The following is a 15,625-nucleotide window of genomic DNA, read 5'->3' on the forward strand; positions in this document are numbered from 1 at the left end:
ATCCGCTGAAAGAATGAAGCGGAATTGTGATGGACGCCATTATCCTGGGGGGCGTCAACCATAAATGAACGAAAAGCTTGGCTTTTCACACGCATTTGTACGTATGAGGCTTTTCGTACCGATGGTAGGCTTGCGGCATTAAATGGCCACCCGCAAATTGAGGCAAGTGTATGAGTTCACCTTCCATACAGTCTGCGCTGCAGCAGATGCAAGGGCTCGCCGCCCAGGCGGCTCAGCCGATCAAGGGCGAGCAGCTAACGACGTCGGTTGGGCAGTCGGGCTTTGGTAGTGAGCTGCAGGCTTCTATTCAGCGTATCAATCGTTTACAGCAGTCGGCCAACGCGAAAGCGATGGCGTTTCAGGCTGGTGAGCCGAACGTCGAACTGAACGATGTCATGGTCGATATGCAGAAAGCGAGCGTGGCCTTTCAAATGGGTATGCAGGTACGCAATCGTTTAGTGACCGCATACCGCGACGTTATGAATATGCAGGTGTAAGGCGTTTAGCTTAAGCCGAGAGGGTGGTCGGCTGACACGATGCCGACGCTCTTGGCCGTGCGCTGCTACCGTTACGCTTGTGAAGAGATAAGCTTGCCTTGCAGTTCCTCCAGGCGTTCGGCCATTTGTAATATCTCTTCTGCGGGGATTTGGCGTATCACATCGCCCGTTTCTCGATCGATCACTCGGGTGATGATGCGCGATGAATCCTCACTGATGTCGAATTCAAGCCCACGAGGGCGCATGACATCGTTGATGCGCTGGATAGGTTCCACCAGCTCTTCTCTGGTCGCGGGTTGAGTGTCTGAGGGTGCTGGCTGGAGGGGGGTAGGCGTGATCGCAATGAGGCTGGAATCATGGCGTGAGCGCTCCTGCGGCAGTGCGGCGACGAGTGATGAGGCGATTGAATCAACGATGAATGGGCCCATATACAACGTTCCTCCCTAAGCGAAGCCAGTCATGGCTAGGTAGCGTAACCGAGTAAAGGCGTGAGGCCGTTTACCGTTCGGTGATGAGCCTCTTCACAAGTCTATCGGCATGTTTGCCATCAACTTTATAGTTTTTACTATAGACGAAAAGAAAGTGTTATTAGCCCTATGGCGGGCATACGGCTCAATGAAAGCTTCTGTTATGCTTTGTTACTTTGTGATGGGTGTTAATACATAACGCGTTGGGGAAAGTGAGGCACGCATGGAAGTCCAGCAAGATGAGTACGAGAGCGTCACTAGCGCGTCGGCCATAAGCTCTCTATTAAACACCATGATCGAGAGTGGCGGCGTGTCTCTTTGCTTGGCAGCCCCTGATGCGAGTCCAGAGCCTATTGTGTTGATGGAGCAGCATGAGGGCGACACGCTCGTCATGGATCTCTCCTCCGTCGACTACTTGCTGGGCCGCTTGCAGCAAGGAGAGCAGTTTTTCTTGCGTGGTCAATCCCAGGGTAAAGTAGTGAGAACGCCGCTTCTCTCGTTGACCGAAACCCGCCGTTCTGGCGGTCGTTTTTTATGTTGCAGTGATTATCCTGCCTCAGTCGACGTTTTGCAGCGTCGTGAGTCCTATCGTGCCGAACTGCGCATGGGTATGGTGGTGGCGGCGACCGTCTTTGGGGATGGGGGTGAAAGTGTGCTGGGCGAGCTGCGCGACCTGTCGCAAGACGGATGCCAGCTTGAGTTGCCGTTGGCCGCTAGTGGCGTGCTGGCAGAGACCGATGCGCCGCTGAAGATTGCGTTGACTTTCCCTAATGGCACTTACTTCGAGGTTCACGCGGTTTCGCGGCACCAAAAAACCGACCCTGAGCGTCACTTATTGCGCGTTGGCTTCCGTTTTACAGGCTGCACGTCCGAACAAGAGCGCCAGATTTGGTACTTCGTCTGCGAGATCGAGCGCGAAGCGTCGCGTTATAAAAAAGAAGCCCAAGAAGAGCGTCAGCCGTCGCCCCTTTTCGAGCAGCCTAGTCGTCGTGCGCCGGATACCGAGCACGTGGGAAGACGAGATATTCGTCGCTACGCGACACCAATGGCGCGGCGCTTGGTCAAAGTGGCGGCGTTTTTGGATGCCCAGTTGCTGCTGCTTCAGCAGGGGAGCGACATCGATTCACGCCAGCTTTCACGCAATGCCGACCGTTTGTTGATGCTGCACGAAGAGGATCGTGAAGGGCTATTGTTTGCTTCTCGCTGTCTTTCATTGGAGCCGCTGCTGGTGCGCCACGGTATCGCCGTGGCGGTGCATCTACTGGACTTGGTAGGCAATAACATGCCCCGGGAAGTGCGTAAGGCCATCGTGGCAAGTGGATTGGTTCACGACCTGGGTAAAGCGTTGATACCGCAGGTAGTGTTCAAGGCGCCTAGCTTTGAGGCGACCCATCGTCGCGCGCTCAGTGAGCACGTGTCGCTACTATTGGCGCGTCTACATACCTGCCAGTGGCTCTCTGCCACCGTGGCGCAAGCCGTCATTGGTGGTATCAATGAGCGGCTTGATGGTAGCGGTTATCCAGAAGGGTTGACCGGTGAGGACATCAACGAGTTGGCAAAAGCGAGTGCGGTCGTCGATGTGGTAGAAGCCATGCGGCGCGACCGTGCGGATCGCCCAGGGCGCACCGCTCAGCAGATCTACCGACACCTCCTTGCGCATCCGCATCAGTTCGACCCGCGCTGGATCAAGCGTTACATCGAGCATTTCAAAACGCTACCGGTGGGTTCTTTGGCGCTCTTTTCGAGCGAACAGTTGGCCTGGGTACTACGTCTCGATGACAGTGGTTCGCCGCTAGAGGTCGTGTTGACGCAGCAGTCAGAGCCACCCATGCGTGACAATTTGGGTGCGGTCATTCGAGGCGACGTCTTGGAACGACTGGGTAAACCCATCCGTGAAGTAGCCGTCTCGACATAGGTGGCCCGCGCAGGGTGGCAAAATTAAAACGCCATTATGCTTAAAGTCCGCGACGCCCGCGCCGATATATTGAATAGCTGAGCAAGCATGCTCAACCACTCAGTTGAAACAGCCGTTCGCTGCGAAGTAACGGCTGTCGTTTTACCTCATACAGGAGTGCCCGCCAATGACTTACACTCGCGGTGGCGCCGCTAATGGACGTGGTGCAAGTGCGTATGCCCGTGTCGGCGTTGAAAGTGGTGTGATGTCTGCTGACCCGCATCAACTGATCGTGATGCTTTTTGACGGTGCTCAGGCAGCCATCCGTGCAGCACGTATTCATATGCAAGCTGGTAATCGGGCCGAAAAAGGGCGCTCGATTTCCAAGGCTCTCGACATTATCAATAACGGCCTGGCGGCGGCCCTTGATCAAGAGAAAGGTGGCGTTATTGCCGAGCGGCTTGCGTCACTGTACGACTATATCGCTCGCTTGCTGTTGGCGGCTAACTTACGCAACGACGAAGAAAGCCTCAATCAAGCCGAGCGTTTACTTGAAGATATCGCTTCCGCATGGCGTGAAATCGGTCAACAGCAGAGTGCATGAGGCAAGCATGGCAGCTTCCGAAACAGCCCATCGTCATTCGCAACAGGCACTCTTGGATGCTTATTCAAAGCTGCTGGTGCGCGTTCACCATATGCATGAGCTGGCGAACGCAGAGCAGTGGGCAGAACTGATCGAACAGCGCAGTAATTACGTGGTGCTGGTTGAAGAGCTGCGTGAATTAGATGTCACGGTCGTGCTCGATGCGCAGGGTAAGCAGCGCAAGTCTGAACTGCTAGAGCAAATTCTGGAGCATGACGTTGAGATTCGTCGCCGCTTGGTTGCCCGGCGTGATGAGCTTGGCAAGTTGATCGGTGTCACCCAGCGTCAGCGGGATTTGCACCGCGCTTATGCGCCCCAGCAGGGGGCCTACGACGCTTACGAGAGCGATCCCTCTCGCGATAAGGGGGCGTCGTGAGTGGCATTACGCCGCTTATCGACACCCTGTTGCATCAGGTGCTTGGCCGCCAAGCCGAGGTGTCCACACAGCGTGCTTTGAATGCGCCCGTTCAACCGGTATATGCCGGTGACGGACCAAGAGCGTTACAGGGTGATGCTGGGCTGGATGGCCGCCCACTCGCACCGCTATTGGGTGATCTAAAGCGCTTGCCAGGCTCGCCCGATGGGTTTCGACAAGCGCCACCGGGCGCGCTGCCCACGGGGGCTCCTAGCTCCACGCAAACGCATTTCAGTCCGGCGGCGCGCACTATCGCCGATGTGTTGCTGCGTTTTCCTGCTCCTCCCACCGTGCTACGTCCACAAGCGCCGCTAATGACAACGCAGGAGACGCCCTCGGCAACGGTATTGGCTAACCGATTAGAGGCGAGTATTCGAGACAGCGGTCTCTTTTACGAATCCCACCTTAAGCGCTGGTTTCAAGGGGAGGCTCCCCGTCAACAGCTGATGCGTGAACCACAAATGCAGCCTGGTCCTCGCCCTGCCGCCATCTTCGTGCCTAACGCTACATCGGCAGTGCTGAATACCACCTCCACGGCTCCTGCGTCGGCGCTATTGGCGAGCTCGGCGCCGTTAGCCATTTTGCCTAATACATCGCTGACCCCGGCAGCGGGCGGTCAGCTACTGCTAGAGCGTCCCGCCCTGTTGCCGCCCAGCCCCAGCGCTACGCCACCTCCCTTGACGGTCAGTCGAGAGCTGCCTCAGGTGCCCGTGGCCTTGCCAGTGAGCAGCGAATGGGACGTGTCGAGTCGAGGAGGGCCCAAGGAGATCGTTCACGAGAGCTTGCAAGGGCTCGTGCGTCAGCAATTGGAGATGATGGTAACGCCGACGCTGCGCTGGGAAGGTGATGTCTGGGCGGGGATTTTTATGGCGCTCGTGATCCATCTGCCCGGTCGCGACGGGCAAAAAGGCGCGGGGGGGGACGAGGGTGAGGCAGACGAGGGGTGGCGGTCGGAAATGCAGCTCGATGTCCCTAATCTCGGACGCTTTAGCATTGCGCTGTCACTTTATCAGGGAACTCTAACGATCGATTTGACGGCCGATAATGTGACGACTCAACAGCGCCTAGAAGAGGGCGTTGGCGCGTTGGAGCAGCGGTTAAGTGCCTTCGATTTCCGTAAAGTTCGTGTCATGGTGAGACATGTAACATTGGAGAGCGATGATGGCGATCGCGGATGATCGACGCCGCCAAGCCGTCGCGCTGGCCTATCAAGAGGGAGAGCGGGCTCCACGTGTCGTGGCAAAAGGATACGGGGAGCTTGCAGAGCGGATTATGGCGGAAGCGCAGCGCCAGGGTATCTACGTACACGATGCCCCAGAATTGGTAGCGCTATTAATGCAGTTAGACTTAGATGCAGAGATACCTGCCAGCTTGTATCAGGTCGTCGCTGAGCTGCTCGTCTGGGTCTTTGAGCTATCGGACAGTGGGCTGACTCAGCGTGAAAGGCTCAAGTAGCCAATGCAAGCGTTGTATGCAACCATGATACTGGGAACAAAAGTCATCAATGGCGCCAGTATAACGGTCACAATGTAGCGCCTGTGTCGTTCGATGGGACACTATGAGTCAAACAAGCTTTCTCGATGAAATTCAAGAGATCAACTTAGCGTATCTATTACTTGCGCAGCGGCTGTTGAGCGAAGATCGTGAGGCAGCGATGTTTCGCCTAAAAATCGATGGTGAGCTCGCCGACCTTTTGATATCGCTCAATGCGTGGCAATTGACCAAGCTGGCGCGGAGCAACCAGTTGGTCTGCCGGTTCAGCCACTCGAGTGGACAGCGGCTGCGCGACATTCTTGAAAACCCTAGGGATCAAGGGCTGTCGGGGCTGCATGCGTCACTGCTATCTGCCTGTGAGCCGATGAGATCGCTGACGTCAGGAGAGTCGAAGTGAGCCAGAAAAGCTTGGTTGATGAAATGCACCAAGTACAGCTGGCCATTGAGCTGATCGAATTAGGTGCACGTTTGCAGGTGTTGGAGACGGAGACGGAGCTGAGCCGTACCCGCTTGATCAAACTTTACAAAGAAGTGCGCGGAATGTCGCCGCCTAAGGGGATGCTGCCATTCTCTGCGGATTGGTTCGTCACTTGGCTGCCCAACGTGCACTCCTCGTTCTTCTACAACATTTATGTCGGGCTGCTGAAAGGCGCGGGCTGTGAGCGCATCGACGCCTTCGTTAAGGCTTATCGACTGTACGAAGAGCAGATTTCTTTGGAAGGTGTGGAGCCTGTGCTTGGGCTGACACGTGCTTGGACACTGGTGCGCTTTTTCGAAAGCGACCTTTTGCAGCTAACCACCTGCACGCGTTGTGAAGGCCGCTTCGTGGCGCACGCCCATAGCCCCGTCCACGACTACGTGTGCGGTATTTGTCAGCCCCCATCCCGAGCTGGCAAGACCCGTAAGGCGTCGCGCTAAACGTATAAAATTGTCACGCCCCTGGCGGCATGGCAGAGAGGCAATAAACTGGCCCTTTAACGCTTAGATAGCGGTAAAAGGCGGTGGTACTTTTTCATTAAGCAGCGCATTCGTCTGAGTATGATGTTGCTAAGTAGTACTAGGGATGGAGCGGTGCCTGCGCGGTCGAGCTCGTGACGCTGTTCCGTTTGATAAAAAACCGATATCGCAAGGACTCTGCTTGTGCTGATTCTTTTAGGTTATGTGGTCGTACTGGTATGTGTGTTCGGCGGTTATGTACTGGCAGGTGGAAGCCTAGGGCCACTATATCAGCCGACGGAGCTGCTGATGATTGGCGGGGCGGGGGTGGGAGCCTTCATTGCTGCCAACAACGGCAAAGCCATCAAGGCGACGTTCAAGATCCTGCCGCGGCTAAAGCGTACCAAGAAGTATAACAAAGCGCTCTATATGGAGCTGATGGCACTACAGTACAAGATCCTCTCCAAGGTGCGCCGCGAGGGCATGCTCGGCATCGAGCGCGATATCGACAATCCCCAAGAGAGCCCGCTTTTTCAAGAGCACCCTTCGGTGCTGGCAGACCCCCATATCATGAACTTCCTGACCGATTATCTTCGCCTGATGGTCAGCGGCGGCATGGAGCCCATGGAGATCGATGAGCTGATGCTCCATGAAATCGAGGTCTTCGAACAAGAAGCGCACGTGCCCATTGACGCCATTTCCAAGGTGGGTGACGCCATGCCGGCTTTCGGGATCGTGGCGGCGGTCATGGGGGTCATCAAGGCGTTGACGTATGCAGACGCTTCCGCTGCGCAAATGGGGGAGATGATCGCGCTGGCGCTGGTCGGTACTTTTCTAGGGATTCTGCTGGGCTACGGCTTCATTAGCCCAATCGCCAGTTACGCTGACCGCCAGGCCAAAGAAGCGGAAAAAATGTTGCAGTGCATTCGCGTAACGCTGCTGGCGAGCCTGCACGGCTACGCCCCGCAGCTCGCCGTCGAATTTGGTCGTAAAGCTTTACATACCGCTGAACGACCCAGCTTTACCGAACTGGAAGAGTATGTGCGCGACGCCAAAAAGGGCGGTAATGCATGAGTAAAGGCGGCGATAAACGCCCGATCGTCATCCGGCGTAAGAAAGTGGTTCATGCCCACCATGGGGGGGCGTGGAAAATTGCGCTGGCGGACTTCATGACCGCGCTGATGGCGCTCTTCTTGGTAATGTGGATTTTGAGTGTCTCCAGTGAAGAGACTCGGCGTGGCGTCGCGGAGTACTTCAGTACCCCGCTCGTGACGGCCATTACCGGAGGAGACATGTCGGGCAGTACCAGCGTGATTCCCGGCGGCGGCCCTGATCCGACGCATAGTGACGGTGAGCGGGCACGCATCGACGTACTGCAGCAAACGCGGCCAAGCGCCCAGGAAAGGCGTTTTTTCGATGAGCTGCAGGAGCGCATCGAGCGTGCCATCGAGCGGGATCCGGAACTGCGTGAGCTGCGCAACCAGATGCGCTTCGATTTGACTCGGGAAGGGCTGCGTATTCAGCTGCTGGATACCGAACAGCGTCCGATGTTCGAGCTGGGCAGCGACCAGGTGGCGCCGTATATGCGCAGTCTACTGCGCACCATGGCGCCGCTGCTGAACGAACTGCCGAATGACTTGAGCATCAGTGGCCATACCGACAGCGTGCCCTATGCCGGTGGTTACCGGGGTTACAGCAACTGGGAGCTCTCCAATGATCGTGCCAATGCGTCGCGTCGCGAGTTAGTGGCCGGGGGGCTTGATCCAGATCAACTATTACGCGTATCGGGCTTTGCGGATCGCGTGCTGTTGTCTGACACTGCGCCCACGGATCCTGTCAATCGTCGTATCGAGCTCGTGGTGCTGCTGCCGGAGATCGCCGAAGCCATTCGCAACCCAGGCATTCTGTCGGCAGATGACACGCTGCCGGAGGGCAATGTGCCTGAGGCACTGCTCCCCGACCAAGCGTTGCCCGGCGACACGGCGCTCGATGAGCCAGTGCCAGCAGAACAAGTGCCACCCAATATGCCGCAGGTCGACGATGCACAGTAATCTCGGCTTGTCACAAAAAAATATGACGTTCACGTGGAGCGGTGCATGGATATAGCGGATTTTTTTGACACCTTTTTTGAAGAAGCGGAAGAGCTGCTGGCCGATATGGAGCAGCACTTACTGGAACTGGATGTCGATGATCCGGATAGCGAGCAGCTAAACGCTATCTTCCGAGCCGCCCACTCGATCAAAGGTGGCGCAGGGACCTTCGGTTTTAGCGTGCTCCAGAAAACCACGCATATTTTCGAAAACCTGCTGGATCATGCTCGCAAAGGCGAATTGACCCTGCGTGCCGAGCACGTGGATACCTTTTTAGAGGCCAAAGACATCATGCACGAGCAGCTCGATGCCTACCGCAACGAGGAAGAGCCTAACCAAGAAGCGTACGAGCGTATCTGCCAGACGTTACAGCAAATTGCCCTCGAAGAGATTGGCAAGACGCTCGATGCGCCCGCTGCGGCTCCGGCTCCGGCCCCCAAGAAAGAGGCACCTCAAGAGGAGAAAGAGACGGCGGCTGGCAGTGAGCAGTTACTCAAAGTGGCGCTTCTCAACGTTGGCGACAAAGACCGTGGGCTACTCGTCGAAGAGCTAGAGCAGTTAGGCGACATTCAATCACAGTCGGGCGATGAAAAACGCTACGAAGTCACCCTGAGCGGTGGTGTCAGTGCCGATGATATCGAAGCCGTCATGTGCTTCATTATCGAGCCTGACCAAATTGAAATCACGGCGTTGGGCGCAGCAGCCCCCGCTGCGGCGCCCGACGCGAAAGCGAAAGACGTCACGCCTGCCGCAGAAGCACCGGCCGTTGAAGCGAAGCCGGCTGCACCTGCGCTGAAAGAGCCTGCCAAAGCAACCGCCAGTAAATCGGCGAAGGCAGCGCCCAAAAAAGCGGCCGCAGAGTCATCCTCGATTCGTGTGTCGGTGGATAAGGTCGATCAGATCATCAACTTGGTAGGCGAGCTGATCATTACACAGTCGATGCTCGATCAAACGGTCAGTGACCTTGGCGACCAGTCGGTGGGCAATAGTTCCCTGCAAAATGGCATGAGCTTGTTGCAGCGTAACGCCCGCGACCTTCAAGAAGCGGTCATGTCGATTCGTATGATCCCCATGGAGTTCGTGTTCAGCCGCTTCCCACGAGTCGTGCGTGACACCGCAGGCAAGCTCGGTAAAGAGATCGAGCTGGTGACGGAAGGCAAATCCACCGAGTTGGATAAGAGCTTGGTCGAGCGCATCACCGACCCGCTGACGCACTTGGTGCGTAACAGCTTGGATCACGGTATCGAGATGCCCGACGAGCGCGAGGCGTTGGGTAAGCCGCGTACCGGCAAACTGGTGCTTTCCGCCCGTCACCAGGGTGGCAATATTCTGATCGAAGTTCGCGACGACGGGGCCGGAATGGACCGGGATCGCCTGCTGGCCAAAGCTCGTGAAAACGGCCTCAACGTCTCGGACACCATGTCGGACGAGGACGTCTATCAACTGATCTTTGCGCCCGGTTTCTCCACGGCGAAAGAGGTGACCGATGTCTCCGGTCGTGGCGTGGGGATGGACGTGGTCAAGCGAAACATCCAAGGCATGGGTGGGCGCGTTGAAATTCAGTCCAAAAAAGGCGAAGGCACCAATACGCGGATCGTACTGCCACTAACGCTGGCCATTCTGGACGGTATGTCGATCAAAGTCGGCAACGAAACCTTTATTCTGCCCCTGTCTACCGTGCTGGAGTCGCTACAGCCTGCCAAGGGAGACATGTACGCCATGGCAGGGGACGATGTGGTGCTCAAAGTGCGCGATGAGTACCTCCCAGTCATTGCCATTCACGAAGTGCTGGATGTCGAAAACGCCATTACCGACCCGACCAAGAGTATTGCTGTCATCGTTCAGGGGGAAGGGCGTCGCTACGCCATGTTGGTGGATGAGCTCATCGGCCAGCAGCAGGTCGTGGTGAAGAACCTCGAAGACAATTATCGCAAAGTGCCCGGCGTATCGGCCGCTACCATCTTGGGAGATGGTAGCGTTGCGCTAATTCTCGATATCACTGGCTTACACCGTTTAAGCCGTGCCAAAAAAGAAGCAGGGAAAGTCGCTAACCAACCCCATCTCTCTTATTACAAGGAGGCTGAGCCGTCATGAGTCAAGCATCTAATGAGGCGGTGCTAGCCGCCGCCGAAGCGGAAAACCGTGAGTTTCTCGTATTCTCGCTGGGCGATGAAGAGTACGCCATCGATATTTTGAAGGTGCAGGAGATCCGCGGTTACGAAAACGTGACCCGTATCGCCAATGCACCCGACTTTATTAAAGGGGTGACGAATCTGCGCGGCGTCATCGTGCCGATCGTGGACCTACGTATCAAGTTTCATCTGGATAACGTCGAGTACGGTGGCCAGACGGTCGTCATCGTCGTCAACGTCGCGGATCGTATCGTCGGCATCGTGGTCGACGGCGTATCCGACGTCATGACCCTGACGCCGGATCAAATCAAACCCGCGCCCGAATTTGGCGTTACGCTCTCCTCCGATTTCCTGAGCGGTCTCGGCAGCCTAGACGATCGGATGCTCGTCCTGGTCGATATCGACAAGCTGCTCACCAGCGAGGAAATGGCGCTGGTCGACAGCACCAGCCACCACTAAAGACCTACCGCAGGGCACAGGGAGTGTGCCCGCCTTAAGTCAATGAATACCCACTCTGGCGCCATGGATAGCGCTGGCCAGTATGGTTGTGTTTGGAGAAAAGCGTGTGACACAGCTAGTACGTCAACTGATGAGCAACATGACCGTTCGTCTAAGCTGGGGGCTCGTGTTGGCCACCTTCTCAGTATGGGTACTCATCGCCTGCGGTATTGGGCTTTATGCGTTGCATCATGGCGCGAACATCGTCCAAAGTGCCAGTGATCCACAAGCTCAGCAGTTGGCGTTCCAAGCCTTTGCCTCCCAGATTCGCTGGGTATTGATTGGTGTGGTCGTGATGACGTTACTCACGGTCGCGGTGGTGATATGGGGCGTGAGTGCCAACGTGCTGCGCCCCTTGGAGCGGTTGGTAGGCTATTTCGAGCGGATGGCGCAAGGCGATCTCAGCCAGCAGATCCGCTCTCCCGGCAACAACGAGATTGGCAAGCTCTATACCGCCATGGCCCATATGCAGGGCTCCCTCTCTGAGACCGTTGGCGTCGTCAGGCGCAGTGGGACGACCATCTTCGAGCGCTCCCAGCACATTGCCAGTGGGAACAACGACCTCTCTTCGCGCACCGAGCAGCAGGCTTCGTCCCTTGAAGAGACGGCATCGAGCATGGAGCAACTCGCGTCGACCGTTAGCCACAATGCCGACAATGCTCGGCAGGCAAGCCAGTTGGCAGGAGACGCGACGCTGACGGCACGGCGCAGCGGCGAAGAAGTGAGCCATATCGTCGACACCATGCAAGAGATCAGCGCCAGCTCCCATCAGGTCGCTGATATCATCACGTTGATCGATAACATCGCTTTTCAAACCAATATTTTGGCGCTGAACGCGTCGGTCGAGGCGGCCCGTGCCGGCGAGCATGGCAAAGGGTTTGCCGTCGTGGCTCAGGAGGTTCGTAGCCTGGCCAGCCGCAGTGCAAGTGCCGCCAAAGAGATTCGCACCTTGATCGATGCATCACTGGGTAAAGTGGATGCGGGCACTCAGCGTGTCAATCAGGCAGGTCAGACCATGCAGGATTTGGTGGCCGCCGTCCAACGCGTCAGCGACATCATGGATGAGATTGCCTCTGCATCGGAAGAGCAGAGTAACGGTATCGGCCAAGTGAATCAGGCCGTTGCGCAAATGGACCAAGTCGTTCAGCAAAATGCGCAGTTGGTGCAGCAAGCCGCGCGGAGCGCCAACGAACTCGAGAGCGAGGCGGCGCGCCTGCGTGAGGCCGTCGAGCGTTTCCAAGTGGCGGGCGAGAGCCCAGCCCAGGCACCAACGCGAATGACCACCACGGCGACCATCGCCTCGGTGCCGACCCGCTCTGCCCAGCCGGTGGCGAAACCTCTTACCACCAGCCAAGACGAGTGGGAAGCCTTTTGACGCGACGGCATTTTCGCTAATCGCAAGGCTCCACACGCGCTACAACATCAATAACAAGGCAGCAAGATGCGTAATAACCAGCCAGTGACTCAACGGGAAGTTGAACTCAAACAAGACGATTTTTTGGTCTCGCGTACGGATTTGAAAGGGCGCATTACCTACGCCAACCCGGCGTTCATCGAGATCAGTGGCTATCGACACGACGAGCTAATTGGCGCGCCGCATAACCTGATTCGCCATCCGGACATGCCGCCACCCGCGTTTCATAATCTTTGGCAAACCGTCCAGGCGGGAGACACCTGGCGGGGGCTCGTGAAAAACCGCTGTAAAAACGGCGACCACTATTGGGTCGACGCTAGCGTGACCCCGATCGTAGAAAATGACCAAGTGATTGGTTACACCTCGGTACGCGTGCAAGCAACCCGAGACGCCATTGCGCAAGCCGAGCAGCGCTACGCGGAAATGCGCGAAGGGCGCAATAAACGTCTCTACCTCGATAAAGGTCGCTTACGTCAAAAAGGGGGTTGGCAGCGTCTCAAACGCATCCGGCTCGACACCATTCGTGCCAAGCTGATCGGCATGGTCGTCGTCGCAGGGGCGCTGCTCATGGCTAGCGGCGGCTTAGGCCTTTATGGTTTGAACGTAGCGGGTGAGCGGCTAGGCGAGCTAAACGACGACGGACTCAGGGACGTCATTCGTTTGCAGCAGATCGACCAAACCATTGCCCAGACGCGTCAGTCGATGATCGAACCCGAGCGGATGGAACTGATCAATCAACGTTTTGAGATGGGCGAGGCCGTTGCCGACAACGCGGCTGAAGTGGCCAGCGTGTGGGAGGCGTTCTATGGTCGAGAGGTGAACGCAACTCCTCTGGCCGAGTCGTTCAACGAACAGCTTCAGGCCTTCCTGACGAATGGGATGAATCAAGCGGCGAGCGTGCTTCAGGCTGAAGAGACCTATCAAGCCTTTACCGGCTTGGATGCCGTGATCAGTGTGATGAACGAGGATGGGCGGGCCTTGTCGGGCATGGTCAATGAGCTGATTGCACAGAAGCAGGCAGCCGCCGAAGCCATGGCGGCAGATGCCGAGCGTGGCCAAGCGACCATGTTGACGGCTCAGGCAGCGATGCTGGGTGTTGGGCTGTTGCTGCTGGTGCTCATCAGCGTCGTAACGCTGCGCTCGATTATTACGCCGCTAAAGCGTGCCTCGCGTTTCACGCTGCAAATTGCCGGTGGCAACCTAGCGGCTCGCGTACCGCCCAAGCGGCGTGATGAGATAGGTCAATTAATGGACTCGCTGAACACCATGCGCAAAAGCTTGAGCAGCATCATCCGCGATGTGAAAGATGGCATCGACGTGGTGACGCCTGCCGCCAAGAATATCGCCAGTGGCAACGAGGCGCTCTCATCGCGCACCGAACAGCAGGCCGCGTCGCTACAGCAAACCGCCTCGAGCATGGAGGAGATGACCACGACGGTGCGTCAAAACAGTGATAATGCTCAAGAAGCGCGTCGTCTGGCCGATAATAATGCAACAAGAGTGACACAAACCGGTGAATTGATGACGCAACTGGTCGCCAATATGCAGCGGATTACCCAAAGCTCCCAAAAAATGACCGAGATCATCAACGTCATCGACTCGATCGCATTTCAGACCAATATCTTGGCGCTGAATGCGTCGGTCGAGGCTGCTCGGGCAGGTGAGCATGGCCGTGGGTTCGCCGTGGTGGCCGAAGAGGTGCGCAAGTTGGCCGGGCGCAGTGCTGGCGCATCGCAAGAGATTCGTGCGTTGATCGATACCTCCAGTCAGCAGGTCAGTGCGGGAGCTGGGCTCGTCGAGAAAGCCGAGGCGGCGATTAGCGAAGTTGCCGAAGCGGCGCGTAGCGTGACCCATATCATGCACGATATCTCGTCCGCCTCGGAGGAGCAGAGCAGCGGTATTGCGGAGGTCAATCAGGCCGTCGCAGAAATGGATCAAGCCACACAGCAAAACGCCGTGCGCGTGCAAGAAACGGCGCAAGCGGCCATGGCATTAGAGCAGCAGGCAAGTCTGCTGGCGCTATCGGTAGAAGCATTCCGGCTAACCAGTCAGGGACCATTGACGCCGCCAGCCGTTTCCACGGGCGCCACCGTTTTACCGAACGTCAAGGCATCACCTGCAACAGCGCAGATCAGCAGTGCCACAGCGCCGGTGCCGAGTCACAAGAAGCGGCAGATGGCCACTGTAGAGGAGTGGGAAGAGTTTTGACAGACCAACGCGAACGGGGTAGCGACGCAGGCCAATGGGCGTCCAGTGGACAGATCGAACGCGATCTGGTGCTGACCGATGCGGATTTTGCGCGTATTCGAGAGCTGATCTATCAGCGCGCAGGCATCGTTTTGGCCGAGCATAAGCGTGAAATGGTCTATAGCCGCTTGGCCAAGCGGCTGCGTCATCACGGCATGACGCGCTTTACCGACTACCTGTCGCGGCTGGAGCGTCAGCCCGACGCAAAAGAGTGGGAGGCGTTCACCAATGCACTGACGACCAATCTCACGGCATTTTTTCGTGAAGCCCACCACTTTCCACTGCTCGCCGAGCATATCAAGCACAAGCCTGATCCCGTCACCATCTGGTGTTCAGCGGCATCGACGGGAGAAGAGCCTTACTCCATCGCCATGACACTGTTGGAAACGTTGGGGCCCAAGGCGTCGCAAGCCAAGGTCATCGCCACGGACATCGACACAGAAGCGTTGGCCAAAGCACGTAAGGGCATTTATCCCCAGGAGCAGGTGCGCAAACTCGATGAGTCGCGCGTCAAGCGGTTCTTTCAAAAGGGCACAGGCAACCATGTGGGGCTCGCCAGGGTGCGGCCGGAGGTCTCGGCGCTGGTCGAGTTCATGCCGCTCAACCTACTGGCGCCACAGTGGCCAGTAAAGGGGCCATTCGATGCGGTCTTTTGTCGTAATATTATGATTTATTTCGATAAAGATACGCAGGCTAAGATATTGAAGCGGTTCGCGCCGCTGATGAAGCCTGATGGCCTGCTCTTTGCCGGTCACTCCGAAAACTTCTCGTATATCAGCGATGCGTTTAAGTTGCGCGGGCAAACAGTCTACACCCTCGCGAAATAAGCGAATAAAAAATGCGCGTTGTGCTCGACCTTGGGATAGGGCTCGGACGAGCAACGCGGCAATGGCTATCG

16 protein-coding genes are annotated in these 15,625 nt (G+C 56.9%); 15 read left to right on the forward strand and 1 reads right to left on the reverse strand.

Annotated features, from left to right (window positions below):
- The first annotated feature begins 170 nt into the window (after positions 1–170).
- The gene (gene fliE, locus GYM47_RS00540) at positions 171–497 is read left to right on the forward strand and encodes a flagellar hook-basal body complex protein FliE (RefSeq protein WP_139527799.1); all 327 of its coding nucleotides are present in this window, start codon (positions 171–173) and stop codon (positions 495–497) included.
- A 71-nt stretch (positions 498–568) separates the two neighbouring features.
- Here the strand turns inward: fliE and GYM47_RS00545 are convergent, their stop codons facing one another.
- The gene (locus GYM47_RS00545) at positions 569–925 is read right to left on the reverse strand and encodes a flagellar protein FlaG (RefSeq protein WP_153843272.1); all 357 of its coding nucleotides are present in this window, start codon (positions 923–925) and stop codon (positions 569–571) included.
- A gap of 262 nt (positions 926–1,187) precedes the next feature.
- Between GYM47_RS00545 and GYM47_RS00550 the strand changes: the two genes are divergently transcribed.
- The 14 genes from GYM47_RS00550 (at position 1,188) to GYM47_RS00615 (ending at position 15,554) form a co-directional block, all read left to right on the forward strand.
- Positions 1,188–2,879 (forward strand): HD domain-containing phosphohydrolase, encoded by a 1,692-nt coding sequence (locus GYM47_RS00550; protein WP_153843271.1) that lies wholly within the window; start codon positions 1,188–1,190, stop codon positions 2,877–2,879.
- Between the two features lie 166 nt (positions 2,880–3,045).
- Positions 3,046–3,462, forward strand: a complete 417-nt coding sequence (fliS, locus tag GYM47_RS00555; RefSeq protein WP_139527802.1) for a flagellar export chaperone FliS — start codon at positions 3,046–3,048, stop codon at positions 3,460–3,462.
- 7 nt (positions 3,463–3,469) lie between these two features.
- Positions 3,470–3,877 carry a flagellar protein FliT gene (gene fliT, locus GYM47_RS00560; RefSeq protein ID WP_139527803.1) on the forward strand — a complete coding sequence of 136 codons (408 nt, stop codon included), beginning with the start codon at positions 3,470–3,472 and terminating at the stop codon, positions 3,875–3,877.
- Positions 3,874–5,094, forward strand: coding sequence for a flagellar hook-length control protein FliK (gene fliK, locus GYM47_RS00565; RefSeq protein WP_153843270.1), 1,221 nt, complete (start codon positions 3,874–3,876; stop codon positions 5,092–5,094). The genes fliT and fliK overlap by 4 nt, the downstream gene beginning before the upstream one ends.
- Entirely contained in the window at positions 5,078–5,371 is a 294-nt protein-coding gene (locus GYM47_RS00570) for an EscU/YscU/HrcU family type III secretion system export apparatus switch protein (protein WP_139527805.1), read from the forward strand. Before fliK ends, GYM47_RS00570 begins: the two co-directional genes overlap by 17 nt.
- A gap of 103 nt (positions 5,372–5,474) precedes the next feature.
- Positions 5,475–5,807: a flagellar transcriptional regulator FlhD gene (gene flhD / locus GYM47_RS00575; protein WP_139527806.1), complete on the forward strand. Its 333-nt coding sequence runs from the start codon at positions 5,475–5,477 to the stop codon at positions 5,805–5,807.
- A complete protein-coding gene (gene flhC, locus GYM47_RS00580; RefSeq protein WP_153843269.1) occupies positions 5,804–6,328 on the forward strand; it encodes a flagellar transcriptional regulator FlhC in 525 nt (174 codons plus the stop codon). The genes flhD and flhC overlap by 4 nt, the downstream gene beginning before the upstream one ends.
- 222 nt (positions 6,329–6,550) lie before the next feature.
- Positions 6,551–7,420 carry a flagellar motor stator protein MotA gene (gene motA, locus GYM47_RS00585; protein WP_153843268.1) on the forward strand — a complete coding sequence of 290 codons (870 nt, stop codon included), beginning with the start codon at positions 6,551–6,553 and terminating at the stop codon, positions 7,418–7,420.
- On the forward strand, positions 7,417–8,397 hold the full coding sequence (gene motB, locus GYM47_RS00590) for a flagellar motor protein MotB (protein ID WP_153843267.1): 981 nt from the start codon (positions 7,417–7,419) through the stop codon (positions 8,395–8,397). The genes motA and motB overlap by 4 nt, the downstream gene beginning before the upstream one ends.
- A 45-nt stretch (positions 8,398–8,442) precedes the next feature.
- Complete coding sequence (cheA, locus tag GYM47_RS00595; RefSeq protein WP_153843266.1) at positions 8,443–10,530, forward strand: chemotaxis protein CheA; 2,088 nt, start codon at positions 8,443–8,445, stop codon at positions 10,528–10,530.
- Positions 10,527–11,027, forward strand: coding sequence for a chemotaxis protein CheW (cheW, locus tag GYM47_RS00600; protein ID WP_139527811.1), 501 nt, complete (start codon positions 10,527–10,529; stop codon positions 11,025–11,027). Before cheA ends, cheW begins: the two co-directional genes overlap by 4 nt.
- Positions 11,028–11,157: 130 nt before the next feature.
- Positions 11,158–12,441: a methyl-accepting chemotaxis protein gene (locus GYM47_RS00605; protein ID WP_168444483.1), complete on the forward strand. Its 1,284-nt coding sequence runs from the start codon at positions 11,158–11,160 to the stop codon at positions 12,439–12,441.
- Between the two features lie 66 nt (positions 12,442–12,507).
- The gene (locus GYM47_RS00610) at positions 12,508–14,688 is read left to right on the forward strand and encodes a methyl-accepting chemotaxis protein (protein WP_153843265.1); all 2,181 of its coding nucleotides are present in this window, start codon (positions 12,508–12,510) and stop codon (positions 14,686–14,688) included.
- Positions 14,685–15,554, forward strand: a complete 870-nt coding sequence (locus GYM47_RS00615; RefSeq protein WP_139527813.1) for a CheR family methyltransferase — start codon at positions 14,685–14,687, stop codon at positions 15,552–15,554. Before GYM47_RS00610 ends, GYM47_RS00615 begins: the two co-directional genes overlap by 4 nt.
- The last annotated feature ends 71 nt before the right edge of the window (positions 15,555–15,625 follow it).

The sequence above is a fragment of the Vreelandella piezotolerans genome (assembly GCF_012427705.1).
GTDB lineage: Bacteria > Pseudomonadota > Gammaproteobacteria > Pseudomonadales > Halomonadaceae > Vreelandella > Vreelandella piezotolerans.